Annotated in this window: 20 protein-coding genes and 1 tRNA gene; 16 read left to right on the forward strand and 5 right to left on the reverse strand. The window is 58.8% G+C overall.

What is annotated here, in order from left to right; all coding sequences use genetic code 11:
* Window positions 1-8 precede the first annotated feature (8 nt).
* The 6 genes from HMPREF2878_RS04225 to HMPREF2878_RS04250 all read left to right on the forward strand — a co-directional run bounded on the left by HMPREF2878_RS04225 (window position 9) and on the right by HMPREF2878_RS04250 (window position 4558).
* Window positions 9-500 carry a MarR family winged helix-turn-helix transcriptional regulator gene (locus HMPREF2878_RS04225; RefSeq protein ID WP_070437900.1) on the forward strand — a complete coding sequence of 164 codons (492 nt, stop codon included), beginning with the start codon at window positions 9-11 and terminating at the stop codon, window positions 498-500.
* Window positions 501-570: 70 nt separating this feature from the next.
* Complete coding sequence (locus HMPREF2878_RS04230) at window positions 571-1023, forward strand: MarR family winged helix-turn-helix transcriptional regulator (RefSeq protein WP_070437896.1); 453 nt, start codon at window positions 571-573, stop codon at window positions 1021-1023.
* Between the two features lie 169 nt (window positions 1024-1192).
* On the forward strand, window positions 1193-2395 hold the full coding sequence (locus tag HMPREF2878_RS04235; protein WP_070429338.1) for an ABC transporter substrate-binding protein: 1203 nt from the start codon (window positions 1193-1195) through the stop codon (window positions 2393-2395).
* Window positions 2396-2425: 30 nt separating this feature from the next.
* Entirely contained in the window at window positions 2426-3601 is a 1176-nt protein-coding gene (locus tag HMPREF2878_RS04240; RefSeq protein WP_070652906.1) for a FecCD family ABC transporter permease, read from the forward strand.
* Entirely contained in the window at window positions 3601-4392 is a 792-nt protein-coding gene (locus tag HMPREF2878_RS04245; RefSeq protein ID WP_049190084.1) for an ABC transporter ATP-binding protein, read from the forward strand. The genes HMPREF2878_RS04240 and HMPREF2878_RS04245 overlap by 1 nt, the downstream gene beginning before the upstream one ends.
* Before the next feature lie 93 nt (window positions 4393-4485).
* A tRNA-Arg gene (locus tag HMPREF2878_RS04250) sits at window positions 4486-4558 on the forward strand.
* A gap of 97 nt (window positions 4559-4655) precedes the next feature.
* Here the strand turns inward: HMPREF2878_RS04250 and HMPREF2878_RS04255 are convergent.
* The 4 genes from HMPREF2878_RS04255 to HMPREF2878_RS04270 all read right to left on the reverse strand — a co-directional run bounded on the left by HMPREF2878_RS04255 (window position 4656) and on the right by HMPREF2878_RS04270 (window position 8969).
* On the reverse strand, window positions 4656-5777 hold the full coding sequence (locus HMPREF2878_RS04255) for a pirin family protein (protein ID WP_246821914.1): 1122 nt from the start codon (window positions 5775-5777) through the stop codon (window positions 4656-4658).
* Between the two features lie 92 nt (window positions 5778-5869).
* A complete protein-coding gene (locus HMPREF2878_RS04260) occupies window positions 5870-6598 on the reverse strand; it encodes a LutC/YkgG family protein (protein WP_083310818.1) in 729 nt (242 codons plus the stop codon).
* A 2-nt stretch (window positions 6599-6600) separates the two neighbouring features.
* A complete protein-coding gene (locus HMPREF2878_RS04265) occupies window positions 6601-8181 on the reverse strand; it encodes a LutB/LldF family L-lactate oxidation iron-sulfur protein (RefSeq protein ID WP_070652907.1) in 1581 nt (526 codons plus the stop codon).
* Window positions 8181-8969 (reverse strand): (Fe-S)-binding protein, encoded by a 789-nt coding sequence (locus HMPREF2878_RS04270; protein ID WP_042388597.1) that lies wholly within the window; start codon window positions 8967-8969, stop codon window positions 8181-8183. Before HMPREF2878_RS04270 ends, HMPREF2878_RS04265 begins: the two co-directional genes overlap by 1 nt.
* Window positions 8970-9182: 213 nt before the next feature.
* Between HMPREF2878_RS04270 and argS the strand changes: the two genes are divergently transcribed.
* The 4 genes from argS (at window position 9183) to thrB (ending at window position 14577) form a co-directional block, all read left to right on the forward strand.
* The gene (gene argS, locus HMPREF2878_RS04275; protein WP_049172039.1) at window positions 9183-10835 is read left to right on the forward strand and encodes an arginine--tRNA ligase; all 1653 of its coding nucleotides are present in this window, start codon (window positions 9183-9185) and stop codon (window positions 10833-10835) included.
* A gap of 65 nt (window positions 10836-10900) precedes the next feature.
* A complete protein-coding gene (gene lysA / locus HMPREF2878_RS04280) occupies window positions 10901-12319 on the forward strand; it encodes a diaminopimelate decarboxylase (protein WP_070549675.1) in 1419 nt (472 codons plus the stop codon).
* Complete coding sequence (locus HMPREF2878_RS04285) at window positions 12316-13650, forward strand: homoserine dehydrogenase (RefSeq protein WP_016422448.1); 1335 nt, start codon at window positions 12316-12318, stop codon at window positions 13648-13650. The genes lysA and HMPREF2878_RS04285 overlap by 4 nt, the downstream gene beginning before the upstream one ends.
* Window positions 13651-14577, forward strand: coding sequence for a homoserine kinase (gene thrB / locus HMPREF2878_RS04290; protein WP_005509404.1), 927 nt, complete (start codon window positions 13651-13653; stop codon window positions 14575-14577).
* A gap of 45 nt (window positions 14578-14622) precedes the next feature.
* Here the strand turns inward: thrB and HMPREF2878_RS04295 are convergent, their stop codons facing one another.
* Window positions 14623-16341 carry a long-chain fatty-acid--CoA ligase gene (locus HMPREF2878_RS04295; RefSeq protein WP_049172045.1) on the reverse strand — a complete coding sequence of 573 codons (1719 nt, stop codon included), beginning with the start codon at window positions 16339-16341 and terminating at the stop codon, window positions 14623-14625.
* A gap of 515 nt (window positions 16342-16856) precedes the next feature.
* On the opposite strand from HMPREF2878_RS04295, the gene rho reads away from it, so the two are divergent.
* From rho to HMPREF2878_RS04325, 6 genes are all read left to right on the forward strand, one after another.
* Window positions 16857-18809, forward strand: a complete 1953-nt coding sequence (gene rho / locus HMPREF2878_RS04300) for a transcription termination factor Rho (protein ID WP_069358826.1) — start codon at window positions 16857-16859, stop codon at window positions 18807-18809.
* A 66-nt stretch (window positions 18810-18875) separates the two neighbouring features.
* The gene (gene prfA / locus HMPREF2878_RS04305; protein ID WP_005509382.1) at window positions 18876-19949 is read left to right on the forward strand and encodes a peptide chain release factor 1; all 1074 of its coding nucleotides are present in this window, start codon (window positions 18876-18878) and stop codon (window positions 19947-19949) included.
* On the forward strand, window positions 19936-20880 hold the full coding sequence (gene prmC / locus HMPREF2878_RS04310) for a peptide chain release factor N(5)-glutamine methyltransferase (RefSeq protein ID WP_070652908.1): 945 nt from the start codon (window positions 19936-19938) through the stop codon (window positions 20878-20880). The genes prfA and prmC overlap by 14 nt, the downstream gene beginning before the upstream one ends.
* Window positions 20881-20917: 37 nt before the next feature.
* Window positions 20918-21574, forward strand: coding sequence for an L-threonylcarbamoyladenylate synthase (locus tag HMPREF2878_RS04315; RefSeq protein ID WP_005509411.1), 657 nt, complete (start codon window positions 20918-20920; stop codon window positions 21572-21574).
* 82 nt (window positions 21575-21656) lie between these two features.
* Window positions 21657-22889, forward strand: a complete 1233-nt coding sequence (locus HMPREF2878_RS04320; RefSeq protein ID WP_224784249.1) for an MraY family glycosyltransferase — start codon at window positions 21657-21659, stop codon at window positions 22887-22889.
* Entirely contained in the window at window positions 22886-23335 is a 450-nt protein-coding gene (locus HMPREF2878_RS04325; RefSeq protein WP_005509564.1) for a Cg1360 family ATP-synthase-associated protein, read from the forward strand. Before HMPREF2878_RS04320 ends, HMPREF2878_RS04325 begins: the two co-directional genes overlap by 4 nt.
* Window positions 23336-23633: the final 298 nt, after the last annotated feature.

The following is a 23633-nucleotide window of genomic DNA, read 5'->3' on the forward strand; positions in this document are numbered from 1 at the left end:
CTGTACATATGCAAGATGTTCCGTGGTTAAGTGATGAAGAGCAGCGGTTATGGCGCTCAATTCTGAACGCTAAACGGGCCGTTGACAGGTCAATCGACCTTCAGCTGCAAGATTCTCTCGATATTTCCACTGCAGATTTTTCGGTTCTGGTTGTTCTCTCCGAGGCTGAAGACAATGTAGTGCGCATGCGCACCCTGTGCGAATCCCTGGAATGGGACCGCAGCCGAATGTCGCATCAAATTACTCGCATGGAGCGACGCGGGCTAGTAACTAAGGAACGCTGCGCCTGCGATAACCGTGGTATTGATGTCACGCTTACTGAACACGGTCGAACCGTGATTGAGAAGGCGGCGCCGAACCATGTGAAGCTTGTGCGCCATGTTTTGTTTGATGTGCTCGGTGAGAATATCGACTATCAGGGGATTTCCGCTGTGCTCGATAAGATTGCAGAGACCGCCAATGCTACGGTCACCGATTCAGTCGACGGAAAAGCAGAGTAGCCAGAAGTTTTTTGTGAGTGTTTTCTCATTTGTCTCCGCTACGAGGCTCTCACCATTAGCCTAGAGCAGTATGAACTCATTTGAATGGCTGAGTGATGATGAACAGCTCTTTTGGCAGTCGATGGTAGCTGCTTTTCGCGAGGTAGAGCGCAATATCGAGCGAAGCCTACGCACTCGAACCGGGCTGACGTTCGCGGACTTTACCCTGCTCATCGCTCTGCATGAGGTAGAGGATGGGATTCTGCATGTTGACAAGATTTGTGATCGACTGAAGTGGAACCATCCCCGCGCGCTGCTGCATACCAACAGGTTGGAAAAGCGCGGATTTATTCACACCGAAGACCACGGCGAAGACCCGGACTCGGATTATGTCGTCGTCTTAACAGGCGTTGGTCGGCACGTGTTTGCCGAGGCGGCGCCGGATTATGTAGACACTGTTCGCCAGGAAGTAATTTCACCACTTGCTAATGAAGACCGCGAAGTGATGCTGAGGTGCTTCCAGTCGGTTCTCGAAAGGAAGTAAGACTTCCACGCCCTGCTAGTAAAACAACCACTAGCAGGGCGCTTTTTTCTCTACGTTTCAAGCTGTAAGGTAAGGCGTGCCTAAAGCAAAGGGGTGACTGTTCACTTCTCTTTGTGCACCCTAAGTACCAAAAATTACGCAGAAATAAACAAGGCAGAAACTGAAACGCATGAGAGTCAATATTTTCGCCAAGGCTAAAACCGCGCCAAAGACCAAAACTCTGGCCGCAATCGGGTGTGCAGCGCTGAGCTTCGTCGCTACAGCATGCGGTGCGGACGCAGAGTCGAACGAGGCTGCCGACAACAAAGGAGAACTCACTGTCACTGATGTCGCAGGTCGCACTGTGACCTTCGACAAGCAGCCAGAACGAGTCGTGCTCGGTGAAGGCCGCGCCATGTTTGTCACCGCGATGCTTGACCAAGAAAACCCGGGTGACCACGTTGTCGCCATGGGCAGCGATTTGCATTCGGGCGCACCGTCGTTTGAAACCAAGCTTTTCGAGACGAACCCCGAGCTGAAAGACATGCCGACCATCGGCAATATCGCCAAGGGCGATGTCACAGTTGAAAACCTCATCTCCCACGACCCAGACGTGGTCGTCATGACCCTTGACCACAAGAAGGCCGCGGAGCAGTCCGGTTTCCTCACCAAGCTCGATCAGGCAGGTCTGAAGTACGTATTCACCGACTTCCGGCAAAAGCCCCTGGAGAATACCGCCAAGTCCGTCGAGCTCCTCGGCCAGATCGTCGATGAGCAGGACAATGCCAAGAAGTTCACCGACTTCTACACAAAGCGCGTCAACGAGATCACCGAACGTGCCGCCAAGCTCGAAGACAAGCCAAAGACCTTCGTCTGGCGAGCAGCCGGTCTCAAGGATTGCTGCTCGACCGTCAACAAGTCCAACCTCGGTGACCTTGTCACAGCAGCCGGCGGTGAGAACCTCGGAGACAGCCTCCTCGACACCGAATCGGGCGACGTGACCGCAGAGAAGGTCCTGTCCGTCCAGCCGGAGAAGATCATCGCCACCGGTGGTTCTTGGGCGCTCGATCCGAAGAAGCCGGAAGTGCTGCCACACGTCGAACTCGGCTACACCGCCACTCCAGAGACCGCACAGCGCACTCTGGAAGGCCTGCTGAAGACTCCGGGTTTTGACACCCTGACTGCGCCGAAGAAGGGGGACCTGTACGCCGCCTTCCACCAGTTCTACGACTCGCCGTACAACGTCTTCGCTCTCGAGCAGTTCGCTAAGTGGATTCACCCCGAAGAGTTCGCTGACCTCGACCCAGTCGCTGACTTCGCCAAGTTCCACAAGGACTACCTACCCTTCGAACTCAGCGGCACCTTCTTCACCGCGCTGGAGCCGACCAAGTAACCCATCTTCCACCATCGAAGAAGGAATCCGATGACTTACACCAATCTGCACGCTCCCGCGTCAGGGCTTGACGACGAACCCCGCGAGCCCACCTCCACCAACGACAGTGGCGGTGAAGAGTCGCAGCTCTCCACCGAACAGCACGAGTGTCCGTCGTCAAGCACGACCTACGACTCTGCGCGACAGTACCGACGACGCTCAGCCCGAAAGATCGCCGTTATTGCGGTGCTGGTGGGGCTGGCCGTGTGCGCGTTTGTAGTGGCGACAATCGTGGGGCCGATGTCACTGAGTGTGGGAGACGTCGTCCGGGGCATCGTGAGCCCGAATGATGTTGATGAAACCACTCGTACGGTGCTGTGGAAGCTGCGCCTTCCTGCATCAGTGATGGCAGTGCTGATTGGTGCAGCGCTGTCGCTTGCCGGTGCACAGATGCAGACAATCCTCGACAACCCACTGGCGGAGCCGTTTACCCTCGGTATTTCGGCTGCAGCGGCGTTCGGTGGGGCGGCATCGATTGTGCTGGGCTGGGTGATTATTCCGCATGCGCAGTTCAACCTGGCGGCCGTGGCCTGGGTATCATCCGTCATCGCGGTGGCGATTGTGGCGGCGGCGTCGGTATGGCGCGGCTCGGGTAAGGAATCGATGATTCTGCTGGGTATTGGTCTGGTGTTTCTATTCCAAGCGCTGTTGTCGCTGTTGCAATACCGCGCGACTACCGAGGCGCTCCAGCAGATTGTGTTCTGGACGATGGGCTCGCTCCAGCGCGCGAACTGGGTGGCCAACGGCATTATTGCGGCGGCACTGCTGATCGCCATTCCGTTCACCATTCGCTATGCGTGGGCGCTGACGGTGTTGCGACTTGGCGATGCCCGCGCAAAAGCCGTGGGCATCAATGTGGATAGGCTGCGCATTGCGACGCTGATTGTAGCCTCGCTGCTGGCGGCAACCGCAGTGGCCTTTGCCGGCATCATCGGCTTCATCGGACTGGTCGGTCCACACATTGCGCGCATGCTGGTCGGTGAAGAACAGCGCTTCTTTGCCCCGGCATCGATGGCGGCAGGCGCGGCGCTGCTTGCGGCAGCTCATGCGGTATCCATCACGGTGGTGCCGGGTGTGGCAGTGCCGATTGGCATCATTACCGCAATCGTCGGTGTCCCATTCTTTGTCGGTTTGGTTTTCCTGCGTAAGAGGACGGTGTGGAACTAATGGGCGTATTTCTCGATGTCAACGAAGTAGCTGCAGGCTATGGCAAGCGGAAGGTGCTGCGCGGGGCGTCGATGCGCACGCTGAAGCCGGGTACGGTGACGGGTTTGCTCGGGCCAAACGCTGCGGGTAAGTCCACACTGATGACCACCCTGGCGGGGATTCGAAAGCCCATGTCCGGGGAGATTGTGCTGACCCGTGACACTGAGCGGGTTGTCGGCTCCGAACTGCGCGATGTGGTGGGCTACGTGCCCCAGGATCTGCCAGCAAGTGCCTCGCTGACCGCATTTGAATCGGTGTTGGTCTCTGGCCGGCGCGCCGGGCGTCTGCGCGTGCGCGGCTCCGAGATTGAGCACACTGCGGCGGTTCTCCGGAAGGTTGGTATTGAGCACCTTGCCGACCGCTTCGTCGGCGAGCTCTCCGGCGGTCAGCGTCAGCTCGTCGCCGTCGCGCAGATGTTTGTCCGCGATCCCGAGGTCATGCTTCTCGACGAACCCACCTCCGCCCTCGACCTGCGCCACCAGGTGGAACTCCTACAGCTCGTCCGCGCGGAGGTCGCCTCACGGAGCTCCTTGGCGCTCGTCGCAATCCACGATCTCAATCTCGCAGCCCGCTACTGCGATGAGCTTGTCATGCTTCACGACGGCCACGTGGTTGCCCAGGGGAGTCCTGCTGACGTTCTCACACCGGATCTTTTGGCCCGCGTCTATGGAATTCGAGCCCGCGTGCTTAATGATGGAGGCGTTCCTGTGGTGTGTCCTATTGAGGAAGACCAGGTTTCTGAGGCCGCATAGTGCGGATTTGGCTGGGGTGCGGGGCATTTCGCTAATCGCCCCAGCCAAGTGGTAACATCTCTTCTCGTTGCACTTGTTGTACTTGTGCCACACGCCCCCGTAGCTCAGTGGATAGAGCGCCGGTTTCCGGTACCGAAGGTCGGAGGTTCGACTCCTCTCGGGGGCACGTTTTATCCCTTAAGCGGTTAGGTTCGATTAGATTCGCCTGGTTGCTTGAGGGATTTTTGTTTCGGGTGTACCTGGCGGAAGCGGGCCAATCCGAGTTACTGACTGCGTTTATGACAAAAATGACCCAAAAAATGGCCTGAAAGTGTCATAAACTCACACAGTTTCACATGTGCAGCCCGTCGGGGATCCCGGTTAATTGACCGGGCGACGAACCGTACCGTCCGGATAGCGGGCAAAGCGCCCCTCTTCAAAGGGGGGGCAACCGGATCGTTGGAATCAAACCGCCATGCGCCGAACTCGCCACGCTGGTAGGCATCGAATGCCTCAACGAGCTCTTCGCGGCTATTCGCGACAAACGGGCCATGCTGATACACGGGAGCGCCAATTGGCCGTCCCTGGAGGATGAGCGCGAAGGCCCCCTCGGCACCTGCAGAAATGTCCAGTGCCTCGGTTGAGCGCAGCACTGCGCCCTCTTGCACCAGCGTTTCGCCCTCGATAGTGAGGCTGCCGCGTAGAGAGTAGAGAGTCCGAATTGTCTCGGCATGTTTGGTTGGTGGCAACGTTAGCTGTGCGCCCGGCTGCAGGCGCAGCACCCACACGGCTACATCGGAATCTGGTGCAGCGGCCCAGGATTCCGGTGGTGGTGCGAGTGGCTTGGTATCGCCAAATGCGCCAGCGATGACTTTTACGTCGTAACCGTGGCCATTGTCATCAGTCCAGGTGACATGCGGAGTGTCTTCTGCCCAGAACATCTGGAAGTGCGGCTTTGCCTCCTTGCCTTCGGGCGGCAGGTTCAGCCAAATCTGAAACATGTGGTGAGGATTGGGGCCGTCGTTATGCAGAAGCGGGAACATTTCAGCATGCGCAGTGCCTGCGCCGGTGGTCAGCCACTGAGTGTCGCCGTCGCCGTAACGAGCCTGTGCGCCTTCGGAGTCGGTGTGGTCGACGTAACCTTCCTCGACAATCGAGATAGTTTCAAAGCCGCGGTGTGGGTGGGAGGGGAAGCCGGGGACGGTTGTGCCGTGGTACATGGACCAGCCGTCCTTGCCGGAAAAGTCCATCCCGATATTGCGGCCGAGTAGAGAGGCATCGGGAGCCATAGTTTGGCCCTTGGCCTGTGGATATAGGTCATAGTGGTGGACGGCAAACAGGAATGGGTCCATACCTGGAAGCTGCGGATTATCGGCTACGGAGAATTTTTGAATGATTGCGCTCATGACAGGCTCCTTTGGCTAGCTAAATTCATCATCCACAACAAAATGTTGGCGTGTCAATCAAAAATGCTAGCCAAGGACCGACCCGACTGTCTCTATTCAGCAATAATCACAATCAGCGTGCGCGGCCCGTGGACACCTTCGACTCGGGCAAGCTCGATGTCCGAGGTCGCAGAAGGCCCCGAAATCATGGTGATCGGAGCGGTGGGATCACTCTCGCGTAGACGGGAAATTGCCTCCGGGATGCCGTAGACGACCGTGGAAGCAGGGACAACGCAGATGTGAATATCCGGCACCAAGGTCAGCGCGCGGCGGCCAGAAGTGGCCGAACCGTCCAGGAAAATGGTGCCGGTCTCGGCGCAGGTGACAGCAGAGCTGGTGACAATCGCATCGAGCTCGTCCAGCTCTTTGGCGGTGAAACCGGTGTCGATGCGAATCTCGGTGGTGGCCTTACCTCCACCAGACTCCAACCCCGCAACCCACTCGCGGTCTAGACCTTCGGGAATACCAATCAACGAGGCCCCGACATCAGCAATTGCCTTCTTCACAGCCTCATTGATGTCGGTTGCCGAGTTGCCACAGTGGCGCACGTCGGCCTTGTAATCGGCGATGCGTTCGTCGGCAAGCGAGATGATCTCTTTGGCCGTCAGGTCGGAGGAGCGCTCGTAGTCGCGGGGGATGTCGAAATGCGCGCCGGGCTCGCCAGGGATGATGCCCACGTCAGAGGCCAAGTCACGGCCTTCGAAGGCGATTTTCTGAGCATTGCGGATACGCTCGAGGATTTCGCTCTTGGCAATGTTTGCGGATGCTGAGGAGTGGGACATCGCTAGGCCTCCTTGCCGGATGTGTCGGGCGAGTCAGATCGATCAGAACCCGATAGCCCATTAATCTTCGTTGGAACCTGATTGACCGATTCGCGCGCCAGCTGTGTCGAGAAATCCTCCGAACCCCACAGTGAGCGGAACGGCTTTTTCGGCGGAACCGGCGTATCACGCGCATCCGACCACCCGCTGAGGAAGAGTGGCAGAGCGTGAATCTCGCCGTCCTTCAACCCGAGTACGCGGGCGAGGGAGGCCATCTTTGCGCTCATATTCCAGAGCTTCTGATTGCCCATGATGACCCCGAGCGTGGCAAACAGCTTGCCCTCCACCGGTGGGCGGTGCTCTGTGACCTTGCGATGGCGCAGCTCCAGCAGGGCAGCGGGGATGTCAATTCGCACCGGGCAGACCTCAAAGCAAGCCCCGCACAGCGAGGACGCATAGGGCAGCGAAGCATTCGGATCATCGTAGGAATCCATGCCAGTGAGCTGCGGGGACAAAATCGCACCAATCGGGCCCGGGTAGACCGAACCGTAAGCGTGCCCGCCCACGTGCTCATAAACAGGGCAGATATTCAGGCATGCCGAGCAGCGAATGCACTTCAGAGCTTCACGCCCAATCGGATCTGCAAGAGTGGCCGAGCGCCCATTGTCCAGCAACACAATGTGGAAATTCTTCGGGCCGTCGCCGTCGGTCGTTCCCGTCCACAGAGAGGTGTAGGGATTCATACGCTCGCCTGTCGACGACCGTGGCAGTAGCTGCAAGAAGACTTCCAGATCCTGGAAGGTGGGAAGCAGCTTCTCAATACCCATCACCGAAATCAGTGTTTCCGGCAGCGTGAGACACATACGGCCGTTGCCCTCTGACTCGACGACGGCCACAGTACCGGTTTCGGCCACACCGAAGTTGGCGCCGGAAATCGCAACCTTGGCCTCCATAAACTGCTCGCGCAGGAACTTACGGGATGCCTCGGCGAGATCGGCCGGATTGGCTTTCAGGTCCGGGTCGACTCCGGGGATTCCATTGAGGAAGATCTCGCGGATATCTTCGCGATTGCGGTGGATAGCAGGAACCAGGATGTGGCTCGGCATGTCGTCGGCAAGCTGAACGATGAGTTCCGCCAGGTCGGTTTCGCGGGCGGTGATGCCGGCGTCGGCAAGTGCTTCGTTCAAGCCGATTTCCTGTGTGGCCATCGACTTAATCTTGACGACCTTTTCTTCGCCGGTCTCTTTCACCAAGTCCGTGATGATGCGGTTTGCCTCGGCGGCATCGCGCGCCCAGTGGACGTGACCGCCGGCATTCGTAACTGACTCTTCAAACTGCTCCAGCAGTTCCGGCAGACGCGCCATAACATCGCGCTTGATGTGGCTGCCCGCGAGCCGCAGCTGCTCCCAGTCATTCTTCTCGGCTACGACATGCGCGCGCTTCTGACGAATCGAACGCGTGGCATGACCGACATTTTCGCGCATGCGAGTGTTCTTGAGCTCCTCGTGCGCTGCGGCCGTGAACCCGCGCGTACCGCGCAGATGCCCGACGTTGTGCGGCGCGCGGGGAGGAAGGGCTGGCATGCCGACGTTAATTGCGACCATTACTGTTCACCTCGCAGGGAAGCCTCTTGGCGGTTGTGCACATCAAACGGGGTCTCCTTGGTGGAGGCCAGAATCTCGGCCATATGGATGGCGTGCACGCCAGAGTCCTGGCGACGCAACGCGCCACCGATATTGAGCAAGCAGGAAGCATCGCCAGCGGTGACGAACTCCGCTTCCGTAGCGCGGATATTGGCTGTCTTGTCGGCAACCATTGCAGCGGAGGTCTCCGCATTCTTCACCGAGAAGGTGCCGCCAAAACCGCAGCACTCCGCCGCGCCGGGCAGCTCGCGCAGATCGATTCCATCGACTGCGCTGAGCAGCCGCCACGGACGGTCACCCACCTTGAGTACCCGCAAGCTGTGGCAGGTGGAGTGGTAGGTCACTGAGTGGGGGAAGTAAGCACCGACGTCAGTCACGCCAGCGACATCGGTGATGAACTCGGAGAGATCCAGCGTCTTGTTCGCGCAGGCCTGTGCCGCGTGGACTTGGGCACGGGTACCGTAGCGGCCCGCGATCATCGGATGCTGGTGGCGAACGGCGCCGGCGCAGGAACCGGACGGGGCGACAACGTAGTCAATCGAGGAATCTGCAAAAGCATCAGCGTAGGTGTCCAGCTGAGGAAGGACTTCCTTTTGGTACCCGGTGTTGACGTGCATTTGGCCGCAGCAGGTTTGTTGTGGTGGAAAGACCACATCGCATCCTAGGCGCGTGAGAACTCTGGCGGTCGCACTCACTGCATCTGGAAACATCATGTCCCCGATGCAGGTCGCGAAAAGTGCTACTTTCACGGTCGCTCCAAAAAGGGTTGAGGGGTAAGGCAATAATTTCCTACCTGAATGCTACGCCTAGCCCCGGATTAAATCTGTTCTCAACCTGAATTCGGCTGGACCGTGAAAGCGGTGTAGGACAGCCGGACGCGGTGGCCTGCAGATACCCCTCAAATCAATCTTTTGGTGGCTGATGTTTCCACGACTGCGATTGACCTAATAGGATAGGCAATCGTGAATCCTGCTGATCTTGCTGTACTAGTCCGAAAAGTCACCGTCGAGGTTTTGACTGCCCACGATGCCGATGTCTCTATCGTGCCGGAAAACCCGACCGTCGAGCGTCCGCGTAACCCTGAGCACGGCGACTATGCAACCAATATCGCCATGCAGCTGGGCAAGCGCGTCGGCATGGTGCCGCGTGACTTGGCAACTGAAATTGCCACAGCGCTCGGCGCTTCTGAGGGCATCGATGAAGCAACCATCGCAGGCCCGGGCTTTATTAACATCCGCCTGGCCTCCGATGCCCAGGGCAAGATCGTCGAGGACGTCCTGGCAGCGGGGGAGAAGTGGGGTCATGCCGACTTCAACTCCAACCTCGACGTGAACCTGGAGTTCGTCTCCGCGAATCCGACCGGGCCGATCCACCTGGGCGGTACTCGCTGGGCAGCAGTCGGTGACGCTCTCGGTCGTGTCCTGTCCGCCACCGGTGCCAAGGTCACTCGCGAGTACTACTTCAATGACCACGGTCGCCAGATTGACCGCTTCTCCGACTCCTTGGTTGCAGCCGCTCGCAACGAGCCGACTCCGGAAGATGGCTACGGCGGAGAGTACATCCAGGACATCGCCGCTGCTGTGCTGGAGAAGAACCCGCAGGCACTCGAGGGCTCTGAGGAAGAGGTCCAGGAGCACTTCCGCGCCATCGGCGTGGACATGATGTTCGAGCACATCAAGAAGTCTCTGCACGAGTTCGGCACCGATTTCGACGTTTACTTCCACGAAAACTCGCTGTTCGAGTCCGGTCAGGTAGAAGCAGCTGTCAATTCCCTGAAGGAAAACGGCAAGCTCTACGAAGCTGACGGCGCATGGTGGCTGAAGTCCACCGATTACGGTGACGACAAGGACCGCGTGGTCATCAAGTCCGACGGCGACGCAGCCTACATCGCAGGTGACATCGCATACGTTAAGAACAAGTTCGACCGCGGCCACAACCTGTGCATCTACATGCTGGGTGCCGATCACCACGGCTACATCGCGCGTCTGCGCGCGGCCGCTGCAGCGCTCGGCTACAACGCCGATGGCGTCGAGGTGCTCATCGGTCAGATGGTCAACTTGCTTCGCGACGGCAAGGCTGTCCGGATGTCGAAGCGTGCGGGCACAGTGGTCACCTTGGACGACCTGGTTGAGGCAATCGGCGTCGATGCTGCTCGCTACTCGCTAATCCGTTCCTCTGTGGACTCCAGCCTGGATATCGACCTGGGGCTGTGGGCTTCGCAGTCCAGCGACAACCCGGTCTACTACGTCCAGTACGGCCACGCTCGTTTGTGCTCAATCGGCCGCCGTGCCGAAGAGGCCGGTGTGACCAGCGAAGGCGCTGACTTCTCCCTGCTGGTAGAGGACCGTGAAGGTGAGCTCATCCGCACTATCGGTGAGTTCCCGGCCATCATCAAGTCTGCTGCTGACCTGCGGGAACCACACCGCATTGCCCGTTACTCTGAGCAGCTCGCCGGTGTCTTCCACCGCTTCTACGACACCTGCCAGATTCTGCCAAAGGCAGACGAAGAGGTATCTGAGCTACACCGTGCTCGTCTCGGCCTGGCTGAGGCTACCCGCCAGACGCTGGCCAATGCTCTGCAGCTGCTCGGTGTTACCGCACCTGAGCGCATGTAGTCGAACGCGCCCGTAAAACTACACCCCGTTGCTCCGCCCGGGTAACGGAGAAAGAGAGCTGTTTCGTGCCTATCGACGGCAATGGTTTCGAACTGGGTGGCTACACTCGACCCGATTCCACCCAATTTAATGAACTACCAGCGCATGTCTGGCCAACTACCGCCCGTCGTCGGGGCGATGACGAAGATAACCCCGGCTCGGTGGAAATTGGCGGCGTGAGCCTGGTCGACATTGCCAAGGAATTTGGCACTCCGGTTTTTGTCGTCGATGAGCAGGACTTCCGCTCCCGCTGCCGCTCGATGGCCAAGGCCTTCCGCGGCGCGGAGAATGTCCACTACGCATCCAAGGCTTTCCTGTCGAAGACCATCGCCCGCTGGGTAATGGAGGAGGGGCTGCATCTCGATGTCGCCTCGGGCAACGAGATGGCTATCGCTCTGGCTGCGGGATTCCCAGCCAAGGACATGACCTTCCACGGCAACAACAAGTCCACCGCTGAGCTGCGTGATGCTATCTCCGCCGGCGTGGGCAAGATTGTGCTTGACTCCCGTTCGGAGCTACGTCGCCTGTCCGAGGTAGCGGCTGAAGCAGGCGTGGTGCAGGACGTGCTCGTTCGCGTGAAGCCCGGTGTGGAAGCGCACACCCACGAGTTCATTGCTACTGCGCATGAAGATCAAAAGTTCGGCTTTTCCCTCGCGTCCGGTTCGGCGCTGGAAGCTGCCAACCTCGTAGAAGAGGACGACAATCTGCGCCTAGTTGGTCTGCACTGCCACATCGGCTCCCAGATTGTCGATTCCGACGGTTTCATTCTCGCCGCCGAGCGCGTGTTCTCACTGGTGGAAAAGCTGGTCGAACGTCACGGCACTGAAATCTCGGAACACTTCAACACCCTCGACCTCGGTGGCGGTTTCGGAATCGCCTACACCGCAGGCGAGCAGCCCCTCGACGTTGCTCCGCTTGCCGACGAGATCCTCACTGCTGTGGACAAGCTTGCGCAGCATATCGGCATTGCGACTCCGGCAGTGGCTGTTGAACCAGGTCGTGCCATCGTTGGCCCGTCCATGGTCACGGTGTACGAAGTGGGCACTTTGAAGGATGTGACCATCGATGACGGCATGACCCGTCGTTACGTATCGGTCGATGGCGGCATGAGCGACAATATTCGTCCGGCGCTTTACGGCTCGAACTATGATGGTCGCGTTGTTAATCGCGAGGTGTCCGGTTCCAGGATTCCCACCCGCGTCGTCGGAAAGCACTGTGAATCGGGAGACATTCTGATTAACGATGCGAACTACCCGAACGACATTGTCGAGGGTGATCTGTTCGCGCTCGCTGCTACTGGGGCATACTGTTACGCAATGGCCAGCCGCTACAACATGCTGACGCGACCACCAGTAGTGTCGGTATGCGATGGTCAAGTGACCCAAATATTAAGACGAGAAACCGTACAAGACTTACTAAGCCTGGAGTGTGAAACGCCACGATGACTGCCGCAACGAATAATCCTGGAAAGGGCGAGGGCCACAAAGTTGGTGTCGCTATTTTAGGTCTTGGCACAGTCGGTACTGAGGTTTACCGCCTGCTCAACGAGAAGGCTGAGGACTTCGAGCGCCGCATCGGCGGCCCGGTCGAGGTCGTTGGTATTGCTGTGAGCGACAAGACCAAGCCGCGTCCGAATGTGGATCAGGATCTTCTTACCGATGATGCTTTTTCGCTGGTTCAGCGCGATGACGTTGACCTGGTAGTCGAGGTCATCGGCGGCATTGATTACCCACGTCGCGTTGTGCTGGAGGCACTGCGTGCCGGCAAGTCGGTCGTGACCGCCAACAAGGCACTCGTCGCCGCTCACGGCGAGGAGCTCTCTGAGGCTGCCGATTCCTCGGGTGTCGACCTGTTCTTTGAGGCAGCTGTGGCTGCAGCTATCCCGGTCGTCGGGCCGCTGCGCCGTTCGCTGGCCGGTGACACTGTCAATAAGGTCATGGGTATTGTCAACGGCACTACCAACTTCATCCTTGATGCGATGGACTCCACTGGTGCGGACTACGACGAGATGCTGGCAGAGGCCACCCGCCTGGGTTACGCCGAGGCCGACCCGACTGCAGACGTCGAGGGCCACGATGCCGCTTCCAAGGCAGCTATTCTGGCCAGCCTGGCATTCCACACCCGCGTGACTGCTGATGATGTTCACTGCGAGGGTATTACCGAGATCACCGCTGACGACATCGCAGCCGCCAAGAGCGCAGACTGCACCATTAAGCTGCTGGCTACCTGTGAGCGGGTTACGGACGAAAATGGCAAGGAGTCCATTTCCGCCCGCGTGTACCCAGCGCTGATTCCACGTCGTCACCCGCTGGCAACTGTGCGTGAGTCTTTCAACGCTGTCTTCATTGAGGCCGAGGCCGCTGGTCGCCTGATGTTCTACGGCAACGGCGCTGGTGGTAATCCGACCGCCTCCGCAGTGCTCGGTGACCTCGTTGCAGCTGCTCGCAACATTGTCCACGGTGGTCGCGCACCGGGAGATTCCACCTACGCTAACCTGCCGATTCTCGACTTCGGTGACGTTCGCACCCGCTACCACATCGACCTGCACGTCGACGATCGTGTCGGAGTGCTTGCCGATGTCGCTCGTACCTTCTCTGATCACAACATCTCCCTGCGCACCGTCCGCCAGGAAGAGGGCGCCAACGGCGCTCGCCTGGTCATCGTGACCCACAAGGCACTGGAGAAGGATTTGGAAGCAACGGTCGACGAATTGCGCGCCAACGACGCGGTTTTGGCCGTCAACAACGTCATTCGTATCGAAGGAATGGATATCTAAATGGCACAGGAGCTTTTCCCGGGTCAGAAGGTCACCGTCACGGTTGCAGGTTCGTCAGCGAACTTGGGCCCGGGCTTCGACACCCTGGGGTTGGCAGTTGCGCTCTACGACATCGTCGAGGTCGAGGTCATCGAGTCCGGTGTCGTCGTTGAAATTCACGGCGAGGGCGAAGTCGACCTGCCGCGCAACGAATCTAATCTGGTTGTGCGCGCGATTCGCGCGGGCCTTCGCGCCGCAGGTGTCGAGGCACCGGGGCTGAAGGTTATTTGCCACAACACCATTCCGCAGTCGCGCGGTCTAGGCTCTTCCGCAGCCGCCGCCGTTGCTGGTGTCGCTGCCGCTAACGGTCTGGCGGGCTTCCCGCTTACCGACGACCAGGTAATCCAAGAATCCTCGGTATTCGAAGGCCACCCGGATAACGCTGGTGCATCCGTCCTCGGCGGGGCAGTGGTCAGCTGGACCGACAAGCCTGTCGATGGTCGCACCGCGCCCCAGTACCGAGCAGTGAGCATTCCGGTGCATGAGTCCATTCAGGCGACCGCACTCGTACCGGCATTCCACGCCTCCACGAATGCAGTTCGTCAGGTGCTGCCGAGCGATGTTTCGCATGTCGACGCTCGTTTCAATGTCTCTCGTACTGCGGTTATGACCGCAGCGCTGCAGTCCCACCCGGAACTGCTGTGGGAGGGAACGCGAGATCGCCTGCACCAGCCGTACCGCTCCGACGTGCTGCCGGTGACCGCAGAGTGGGTCAACCGCCTGCGCAACCGTGGCTACGCGGCATTCCTCTCGGGTGCTGGTCCGACCTGTATGGTTCTGGGAACTACTGCAGTAGATGAGAAGATCTTGGACGATGCCCGCGAGGCTGGCATCAAGGTCATGGAGCTGGGAATCGGTGAGCCGGTTAAGGTCGTGGTCGACGGCTAAGCCGCAGCTGCGGCCAGGTGCCGGGCCAGTGGCTTAGCCTGCTACCTACTTTTCGCCCGGCCCCTTCAGTTTCACGATGCTGTACTGACCTGCGCTCAAGTGCGAGCGCAGGTCTTTCTTGTCGAACTTGCCCACTGAGGTCTTATCGATTGAGTCCACGAAGGCCCAGTACTCCGGCAGCATCCACTTTGGCAGCTTTGGCCGCAGTTCATCGCGGAGCATTTCAGCGGTCTCCTTGCTCTGTTCAACTTCCGGCATCAGCACCGTAATGGCCAGTGGGCGCTCACCCCACTTTTTATCTGGCATGCCGATAATCGCGCACTCGAGTACCTGTGGGCTTTCCATTACGAAGTTTTCCAGCTGAGCGGAGTAGATCCACTCGCCACCGGAACGAATGACATCGCGAGCACGGTCATGAATAGTCAGGTAGCCGTCGTGAGTAATCGAGCCGACATCGCCAGTGCGGAGCCACCCGTCCTCGGTGAACTGTTCGCTAGCCTCGTCGACCTCCGCACCGCGGAAGAAGTGCGCGGTGCCTCCATCTTGAGCCTCCGGAGAGCTGTAGTAGCCTCCGGTGACCGTGTTGCCGCGCACCTGCAGCTCACCCTGGTTGCGGTCATGCAGGTCGAGCACGCGGTCGTTGTCATCAACAATGCGGAACTGCATGATGTCCGGGAAACGTCCTTGGCTGACACGGTAGCGTTCGCGGGCCTCACCGGAGGCGCCGTACGGAGGTCGTGCCACGGTACCGATAGGCGAAGTCTCGGTCATGCCCCAGAAGTGGATGACATCGACACCGTAGCGCTCTTCCCATAGCCGAATCAATGCAGGTGGGACAGGAGAACCGCCCGAGAAAATCTCCTGCAGACTCATGCGCTTCGGAGGATTGCTGAGGTAGTGTGCCATGAGGTTAATCCACAGCGTCGGCACGCCCTGAGCTACGCGCGGCATTGAGGTTTCGATGATTTCTGCCAGACGCGGTGCGGACAGGTCCGCGCCGGGGAAGATTAGCGACGCCCCGCACATGAAGGAGGCCAGCGGCACGCCCCAGGACAGGACGTGATAAATGGGCACACAGCAAAGCCACGGGTTTCCATGCGAGATGGCAAAGGAGTCAGTGGTGCGCATATTCAGGCTGTGCAAGTACAGCGAACGGTGGCTGTAGACGACACCTTTAGGTGCGCCCTCGGTGCCCGTCGAATAGCACATGGCTGCACCGGAGTTTTCATCGAGCTCAGGCCAGTCGAAGCGGCTGGGGCGTCCGTCGATGAGCGATTCGTAGGAGTACCACGGGATACCATCCGGCAGTTGCTCAGCCACGTCAGACAGATCACCGATACCGATAATGATGACAGCGCGGACGCGCGGGCAGTGCGGAAGAACCTCGGCGAGTAGTTCGATCTCGGTCGGGTCCGCGATGATGACCTGGTCATCGGCGTGATTGATAATGTGCACAATCTGATCCGGCATGAGCTGCTTGTTCAGCGGCTGGAATACCGCGCCCATGGAGGCGACGCCGAGGAAGACCTCGAAGTGTTCGGCGCAGTTGTACATCAGGGTAGCGATGCGCTGATCCCCGTCGATGCCGAGCTCATCGCGAAGTGCATGTGCCAGCGCACTAGCGCGTGCGGCGATGGCGGCAAAAGTGGTGGTCTCGGGGCCGTCACTGTTCCAGGAGGTCACCGGAGTCCGACCGTGAATGGTGCGACCGTATTCCACAATCTGAGCGATATTGAGAGGAATATGAGGCATCGTACTGCGCATGAGCTCTACAGTACCGACTCGCAGCCCCGCGACCTAGCGAAACGCAGGTGAGAACTAGTGTTGCTACCTGACTATTTGGTGACTATCCTTGGGCAGTAGGTCGTTTTCAATACGCGGCTAGATACGTACTTCTTCATGTACTCCGCTTGCCGTTGACCTTCGCAGTTGTTCACACAACGCGACGGCGCAACGTGACATTGAAAACACATAAATCAGTAGTGCGACTACATAGTCTTGCGGTGCTGTGGACCTAAAATTTCCTAACCATCTTCAGCCCGGACGCTCGGGTTTGAGATGCGGAAATAACGTAGGCAAGATGCCTCGGTTTAGTTTCAACGTCGAGGTCTTTTGCCTGGCTTTTTCGATAATTTCCCGTCAGCTGCGGCTACTTTTCCGCCCGTGGTAAAGGTTCGACGACGGAGCACACGCGGTGGCGGGCAGTAAGAGCGAAAAAGTGTCAATGACATAGCCCCCTGCAGAGAGTGACTGCAGGGAAGGTCGATGAAAGGACATCCGTGACCGATACGGACACCACTGCCACGGCAGGCGGCCCAGAGAATCTTGCGGCCCTCCGAATGGCAGAACTGCGTGAAATCGCTTCCAGCAAGGGCATTCGCGGCATCTCCGCCATGCGCAAGCATGAGCTGATTGAGGCCATTAAGAATGGTGCCCCGGCTGCTGGTTCCGCTCCAGCTCGGAAATCCCGCGCGAAGAAGGCTGCGGCTGGGGCTGCGGATACCGGCTCCAAAGCGAAGGATGCCAAGGAATCGCCGTCGGAAAGCGCGGATAAGGGTTCCAGTAAGAGCGCCGACAAGAGCGACAAGGGCAACGACAAGCGAGACGACGCCAACGCGGATGGTCGCGAGGAGATGTCCCGTTCTCAGCAGCGTCGAAATCGTCGTAACCGTGCTCGTCAGCGCGAGCAGGAGAATCAGGACGATCGCAGCAACGATAGCCGCGATGATTCCGATAACGGCAACGACCGCAGTGAGCGTAACGACAATCGCAACGATCGTAATGATCGTAATGACCGCGGTGATCGCAACGACCGTAATAACCGCAACGATCGCAACAACCACGATCGAGACAACGACGATGAAGGCCGCGGCAACCGCAACAACCGCCGCGGTCGCAACAACAATCGCAATAACGACCGCAATAACCATGACGATGACGGTCGTGGCAACCGTAACCGCCGCAACCGTCGCAATCGCCGCGACCGTCGCGGACGCGATAACAACGGTGGGGGACACGGCGGTCAGGACGAGATCCGCGAGGATGACGTTCTCCAGCCGGTGGCTGGCATCGTCGATGTGCTAGATAACAAGACCGCATTCGTGCGCACGTCCGGATACCTGCCGGGCTCTAACGATGTGCTGGTGTCCGCGCAAATGGTTCGTAAGTACGGCCTGCGCAAGGGCGACGCCGTCACCGGTCAGGTCCGCATGCCGCGCGAGAATGGCTCGGGCCAGGTCACTCATGGCAACGGCCGTAATCGCCGCAAGTACAACCCGCTGGTCAAGGTTGAAACCGTAAACGGCATCGATCCGGAGCAGGCAAAGCAGCGCCCGAACTTCGCTAAGCTCACTCCGCTGTACCCGAACCGCCGCCTGCGCCTGGAGACCGAGCAGAAGATCCTCACCACTCGCGTCATCGACCTGATTATGCCGATTGGTAAGGGTCAGCGTGCGCTCATCGTTTCGCCGCCGAAGGCCGGTAAGACCACGATCCTGCAGAACATCGCGAACGCTATCGCGACGAACAACCCCGAGTGCTACATGATGGTCGTGCTTGTCGACGAGCGCCCGGAGGAAGTCACCGACATGCAGCGCAGTGTCCGTGGCGAGGTCATTGCCTCCACTTTCGACCGCCCGCCGTCAGATCACACGGCAGTGGCCGAGTTGGCTATTGAGCGTGCAAAGCGTCTGGTGGAACAGGGGCAGGACGTCGTCGTACTGCTGGACTCCATTACCCGCCTTGGCCGTGCGTACAACAACTCTTCGCCGGCATCGGGACGAATCCTCTCCGGTGGTGTGGACTCCAACGCTCTGTACCCACCGAAGCGCTTCTTGGGTGCTGCCCGAAACATCGAGGAAGGCGGCAGCCTCACCATCATCGCCACCGCGATGGTGGAGACCGGCTCCGCAGGCGATACCGTCATCTTCGAGGAGTTCAAGGGCACCGGTAACGCCGAGCTGAAGCTCGACCGTAAAATCTCCGAGCGCCGCGTGTTCCCGGCAGTGGATGTCAACCCGTCGGGTACTCGTAAGGATGAGCTGCTGCTCAGCACGGAGGAGGCTCGCATTATGCACAAGCTGCGCCGCATCCTCTCCGCGCTAGAGTCGCAGGCTGCTATTGACCTGTTGATTAAGCAGCTGAAGAAGACCCGGAACAATAAGGAATTCCTGATGCAGGTGGCTTCTTCTGCACCAATGGCCGCCGACGTTGATGTGGACGACATGCTTTAGCTGGGGTTAGCCGCAAACCACAGCACCAACCAGCATTTCACCCATCACAATCTGAAGGAATATTCAATGGCTAATCAGGTTTCCGCAGTTGACGACATCCTCTCCGAATACCACGGGCTCGAGGCGCAGCTGGCTGACCCCGAGCTGCACAACGACCCGAAGGCTGCCCGTAAGGTCGGCAAGCGCTTCAATGAGCTGCAGCCGGTCATTCAGACTCACAAGAAGCTGACTGAGGTCCAGGATGACCTGGAGGCAGCTCGCGAGATGGCATACGAGGACTCCGAGTTCGCAGCTGAGGCTGAGCGTCTCGCTGCCGAGGCAGAGGAACTCGAGGAGAAGCTCGCCGACCTGCTGGCTCCGCGCGATCCGCACGACAGCGATGACATCGTTATGGAGCTCAAGTCCGGTGCCGGCGGTGAGGAGGCTGCGCTCTTCGCAGGTGAGCTCGCTCGCATGTACCAGCGCTATGCAGAAAAGCACGGCTTTACCACCGAGATTCTCGGTCTGTCCGAGTCTGATCTCGGCGGCGTGAAGGACATGACTATGTCCATCCGAGCCAAGACTCCGTCCCGCGACGGTGCGTGGAGCGTGTTCAAGTTTGAAGGTGGCGTCCACCGCGTGCAGCGCGTGCCGGTTACCGAATCTCAGGGCCGTATTCAAACGTCCGCCGCTGGTGTGCTGGTCTACCCGGAGCCCGACGAGGTCGAAGACATTCAGATTGATGAAAAGGATCTGCGTGTCGACGTCTACCGCTCCTCCGGTAAGGGCGGTCAGGGTGTTAACACGACTGACTCCGCCGTTCGCCTGACGCACCTTCCGACTGGTCTCGTTGTTACCTGTCAGAAGGAACGCTCGCAGATTCAGAACAAGGCCCGCGCTATGCAGGTCCTTGCTGCTCGACTGCAGCAGATGAAGGAAGAGGAGATCGCCGAGGCTGCCTCTGACCAGCGTAAGTCTCAGGTGCGCAACATGGATCGCTCCGAGCGCATCCGCACTTACAACTTCCCGGAGAACCGCGTTTCCGATCACCGCATCGGTTACAAGGCTCACAACCTGGACTCGGTGCTGGGCGGCGACATGGATGACCTGCTCAAGGCCCTCCACGACGCGGAGCGCGCTGAGCGTCTTGAAGCCGAGTAGCCCCACGCCCGCAGAAAATAGCTCGCCGACGTTACCGGATTCCGTCCGTACTCTCGGCGAGCTGTTTCGCTATGCGCGTCGCACGCTTGACGACGCGGCGCTGGCTTCTCCGGATGCCGACGCACGGGCGCTATTTGCAGCCGCAGTCGATGCGGGATCGGCAGACATTATCTTCCGCGGAGACGAACCGTACACCGATGAGGACGGTCGCAAGTATCTGGCCGAGGTACTGGCCCGCAGAGTGGCTCGTGAGCCACTGCAGCACATCCTCGGTACGGCGCCGATGATGAGCCTGGAACTACAGGTTGGGCCCGGTGTTTTTGTACCCCGGCCGGAGACGGAACTGCTTGCGCAGTGGGCAATCGATCGAGCCCGTGAACTGGTCGCAAGTGGCGTCGTCAAGCCGAAAATCGTTGACTTGTGTACCGGATCTGGTGCGCTTGCGTTGGCGATTGCCGATGCCGTACCCGAAGCGGACGTGGTGGCTGTGGAGCTCTCTGAGCGGGCACGGGCGTGGGCTGCGAAGAATATCGAGACGTACGGCGATGGGCGTGTGCGTCTGATTGCTGGCGATGTCACGGATATACAGCTGATTGATGCTGGCGGTGAACTCGCAGATTGGGTAGATGAGACCGACATTGTTGTGTCCAACCCTCCATATGTGCCCGAAGACACCGAGGTTGCGCCCGAAGTGAGAGCTGATCCGCACTCTGCGGTCTTCGGCGGCGACGATGGGCTAGATGTCATTCGACCTATGATGAACCTAGTGGATGCGCTGGTGCGGCCGGGTGGAGTCATCGGCATCGAGCACGATGACTCTTCAGGAGACGATGTCAGTTCACTGCTGAAGGACACCTGGGATTACGCTGATGTAGAGATCCGCCGTGACTTTGCAGGCCGTGATCGTTTTACGGTGGGACGCAAAAATTAATCTTAAAAGCAAACTTTGAAGCAGGAGCAAATATCTGATGAGCAGGATTATGGACTGCAGCACAGATGAAAACCGCGAACGCGCAATTGCAGCAGCAGTAGATGCAGTGAAGGCAGGACGGCTGGTCGTTATGCCTACCGATACCGTCTACGGCCTTGGCTGCGATGCCTTTGATAACCAGGCCGTTGCCTCCTTGCTGCGTGCCAAGCACCGCGGCCCGGATATGCCGGTACCGGTGCTCGTGGGTTCCTGGAACACGATTGAGGGGCTCGTCCGCGAATACTCGCCAGCTGCTCGCACGCTGGTGGAGGCTTTCTGGCCGGGCGGACTGTCGCTGGTTGTGAACCAGGCGCCGAGCTTGCCATGGAACCTTGGTGATACCGCGGGTACGGTCATGCTGCGCATGCCGCTGCACCCAATTGCTATCGAGATTCTGCGCCGCACCGGTCCGATGGCCGTGTCCAGTGCGAACATCTCCGGCCAGGCACCGGCCACCAATGCCGTGCGTGCCAAGCAGATGTTGGGTGGGGAAGCGGCTGTCTACGTCGACGGCGGCGAAGCCACGATTGGCACCCCATCGACGATTGTCGATATCTCGACTCCAGTGCCGCGGATTCTGCGCGAAGGCGCTGTGTCAGCAGCGGCGGTTGCTGAGGTTTTGAGTACGACGCCCGAGCGACTGCTGGGGCAGTAGTCTTGGCTACCTAAGGTTTTTCCTGTTTAATATCTGCAGCGATTGTGTGGGTGAGTAGTACCTAGTGGCGGACATGAGCTTATTGGCAGCCCAGTCGGGTGGGGCAGGTGTGCCCATCCGCGAGCTCGCCATGCTCGTTTTAGTTTCCGCTGCTGTCAGTTATTTGCTCACTGGAGTAGTGCGTTTTGTGCTGGTTCGCTCGGGCTGGTTGGATGCGCCCCGCACGCGCGATGTCCACGATATTCCGAAGCCCAGGCTCGGAGGCGTGGCGATGTACTCTGGGGTGGTCGCAGCTATCGCCCTTGCCTCGGTTATGCCGGCCCTCAACCGTGGTTTTCCACCTATGACTCCAGATATGAGGGCAGTTGTGGCGGCCGCGTCGCTCTTGCTAATCGTCGGTATTTGGGATGACCTCTTTGACTTAGATGCCCTTACGAAGTTGGTGGGGCAGGTCGCGGCGGCACTTTTGATGTCATTTATGGGCGTCAATTGGTATCTGCTCTATATCCCGTTCAGTGGCGGCGCCACTCTCATTCTCGATCCAATCATGTCCACAGTCTTGACTGTCCTATTTACTGTGGCATTGATTAACGCCTTCAATTTTGTTGACGGAATTGATGGTCTCGCAGCTGGACTCGGCATGATTGCCGCAGCTGCAATCCTTGTCTATTCGATGGTCCTGCTTCACGACCAAGGCGGAACCGTGTCTGCCTATCCACCCGCGATGATCTCCGCGTGCCTCCTCGGCGCTTGCCTGGGCTTCTTGCCGCACAACTTCGAGCCCGCACGCATTTTCATGGGCGATTCCGGTGCCATGATGATCGGCTTGCTGCTCGCAGCGGCATCGGTGTCGGCGTCGGGACGCATCGCGCCCTCCATGTACGGCACCGCTGACGTCATCGCTCTAATCTCGCCGATTGTGGTCGTCATCGCAGCAATTAGCGTGCCAATGCTAGACCTACTTCTCGCTGTCGTTCGCCGCGTCAGTCAGGGCAAGTCACCTTTCTCACCCGACAAAATGCATATTCACCACCGCCTCTTGTCGATGGGGCACAGTCATCGCCGCGTGGTGCTAGTGCTTTACCTATGGGTGTCGGTCGTCGCGTACGCCGCCGTTGCCACCACCATTTTCCCCTTTGAATTCGTCGCTCTCACCTTCGGGGTCCTGCTTATCATCGCGGTTGTCTTCACCCTCCGTCGTCGCAATGCGCTTGCCGACGACCGTTCAAGGGGAGCGCGTCCCAGAAGTGGAAGTGGGGTCCGGCAGGTTATAAGACGTCGACGTGGACGCAGAAGGTACAATCTTCGACCGTGACTGAAAAAACAACTCCGGAGCCCGAGTCTAAATACGATGATTCGCGGCGACCGCTGCTGGCTGCTGCTCGCTCGGGCGCAATCGCGCTCGCTGTGATTACCGTGCTTTCGCTGCTGGTCTGGGGTGGCAAAAACGGTATGCCCGGTGTCTGGGGCGTACTCCTTGGAGCGGGCATTAGCGGAAGCTTCGTATTGCTTACCGTTCTAGGCATCCTCTTTACTGCTCGAACTTCGCCGTCCGTTACGCTTGCCGTTGTACTGGGTGGTTGGTTGTTGAAGATTGTCGTACTAATCGGTGTCCTGGTTGTTATTAGAAATCTTGAGTTTTATGACAACATGACTTTCTTCGTCACTGTTGTACTCACTCTGATGGTGACACTCGGTGCAGAAGTGTGGGGAATGTCGCAATCTAACCTCACTTATGTGCAACCAATGAAGGACGAATAGCTCGTTAATAACTTGTTGACCTGCTGAGAGGCTGCAATACGCTTCTAAAACCGCAGGTAATAAGCATATTGTCCAGTTTGTGCAGAAGATGCCACAAATAGAGGCCGAAACCCACAGAGGGGGTCGGCCTCTTTGTTGGATTCGGGGTCGGAAACGCGGGGGTGTACCGGGTGGGGAAAATGAGTCAGAACTGTTATCCTGAGTTTCGGGTAAGACGGCCTGTAGCGAAATAACTATCATTTCCACAGGTACGGTCCCCGTGAGCGCCGTGCTGATGAGCGAATGGAATCCGCGGCGC

Source organism: Corynebacterium sp. HMSC065H09 (genome assembly GCF_001812845.1).
GTDB lineage: Bacteria > Actinomycetota > Actinomycetes > Mycobacteriales > Mycobacteriaceae > Corynebacterium > Corynebacterium jeikeium_D.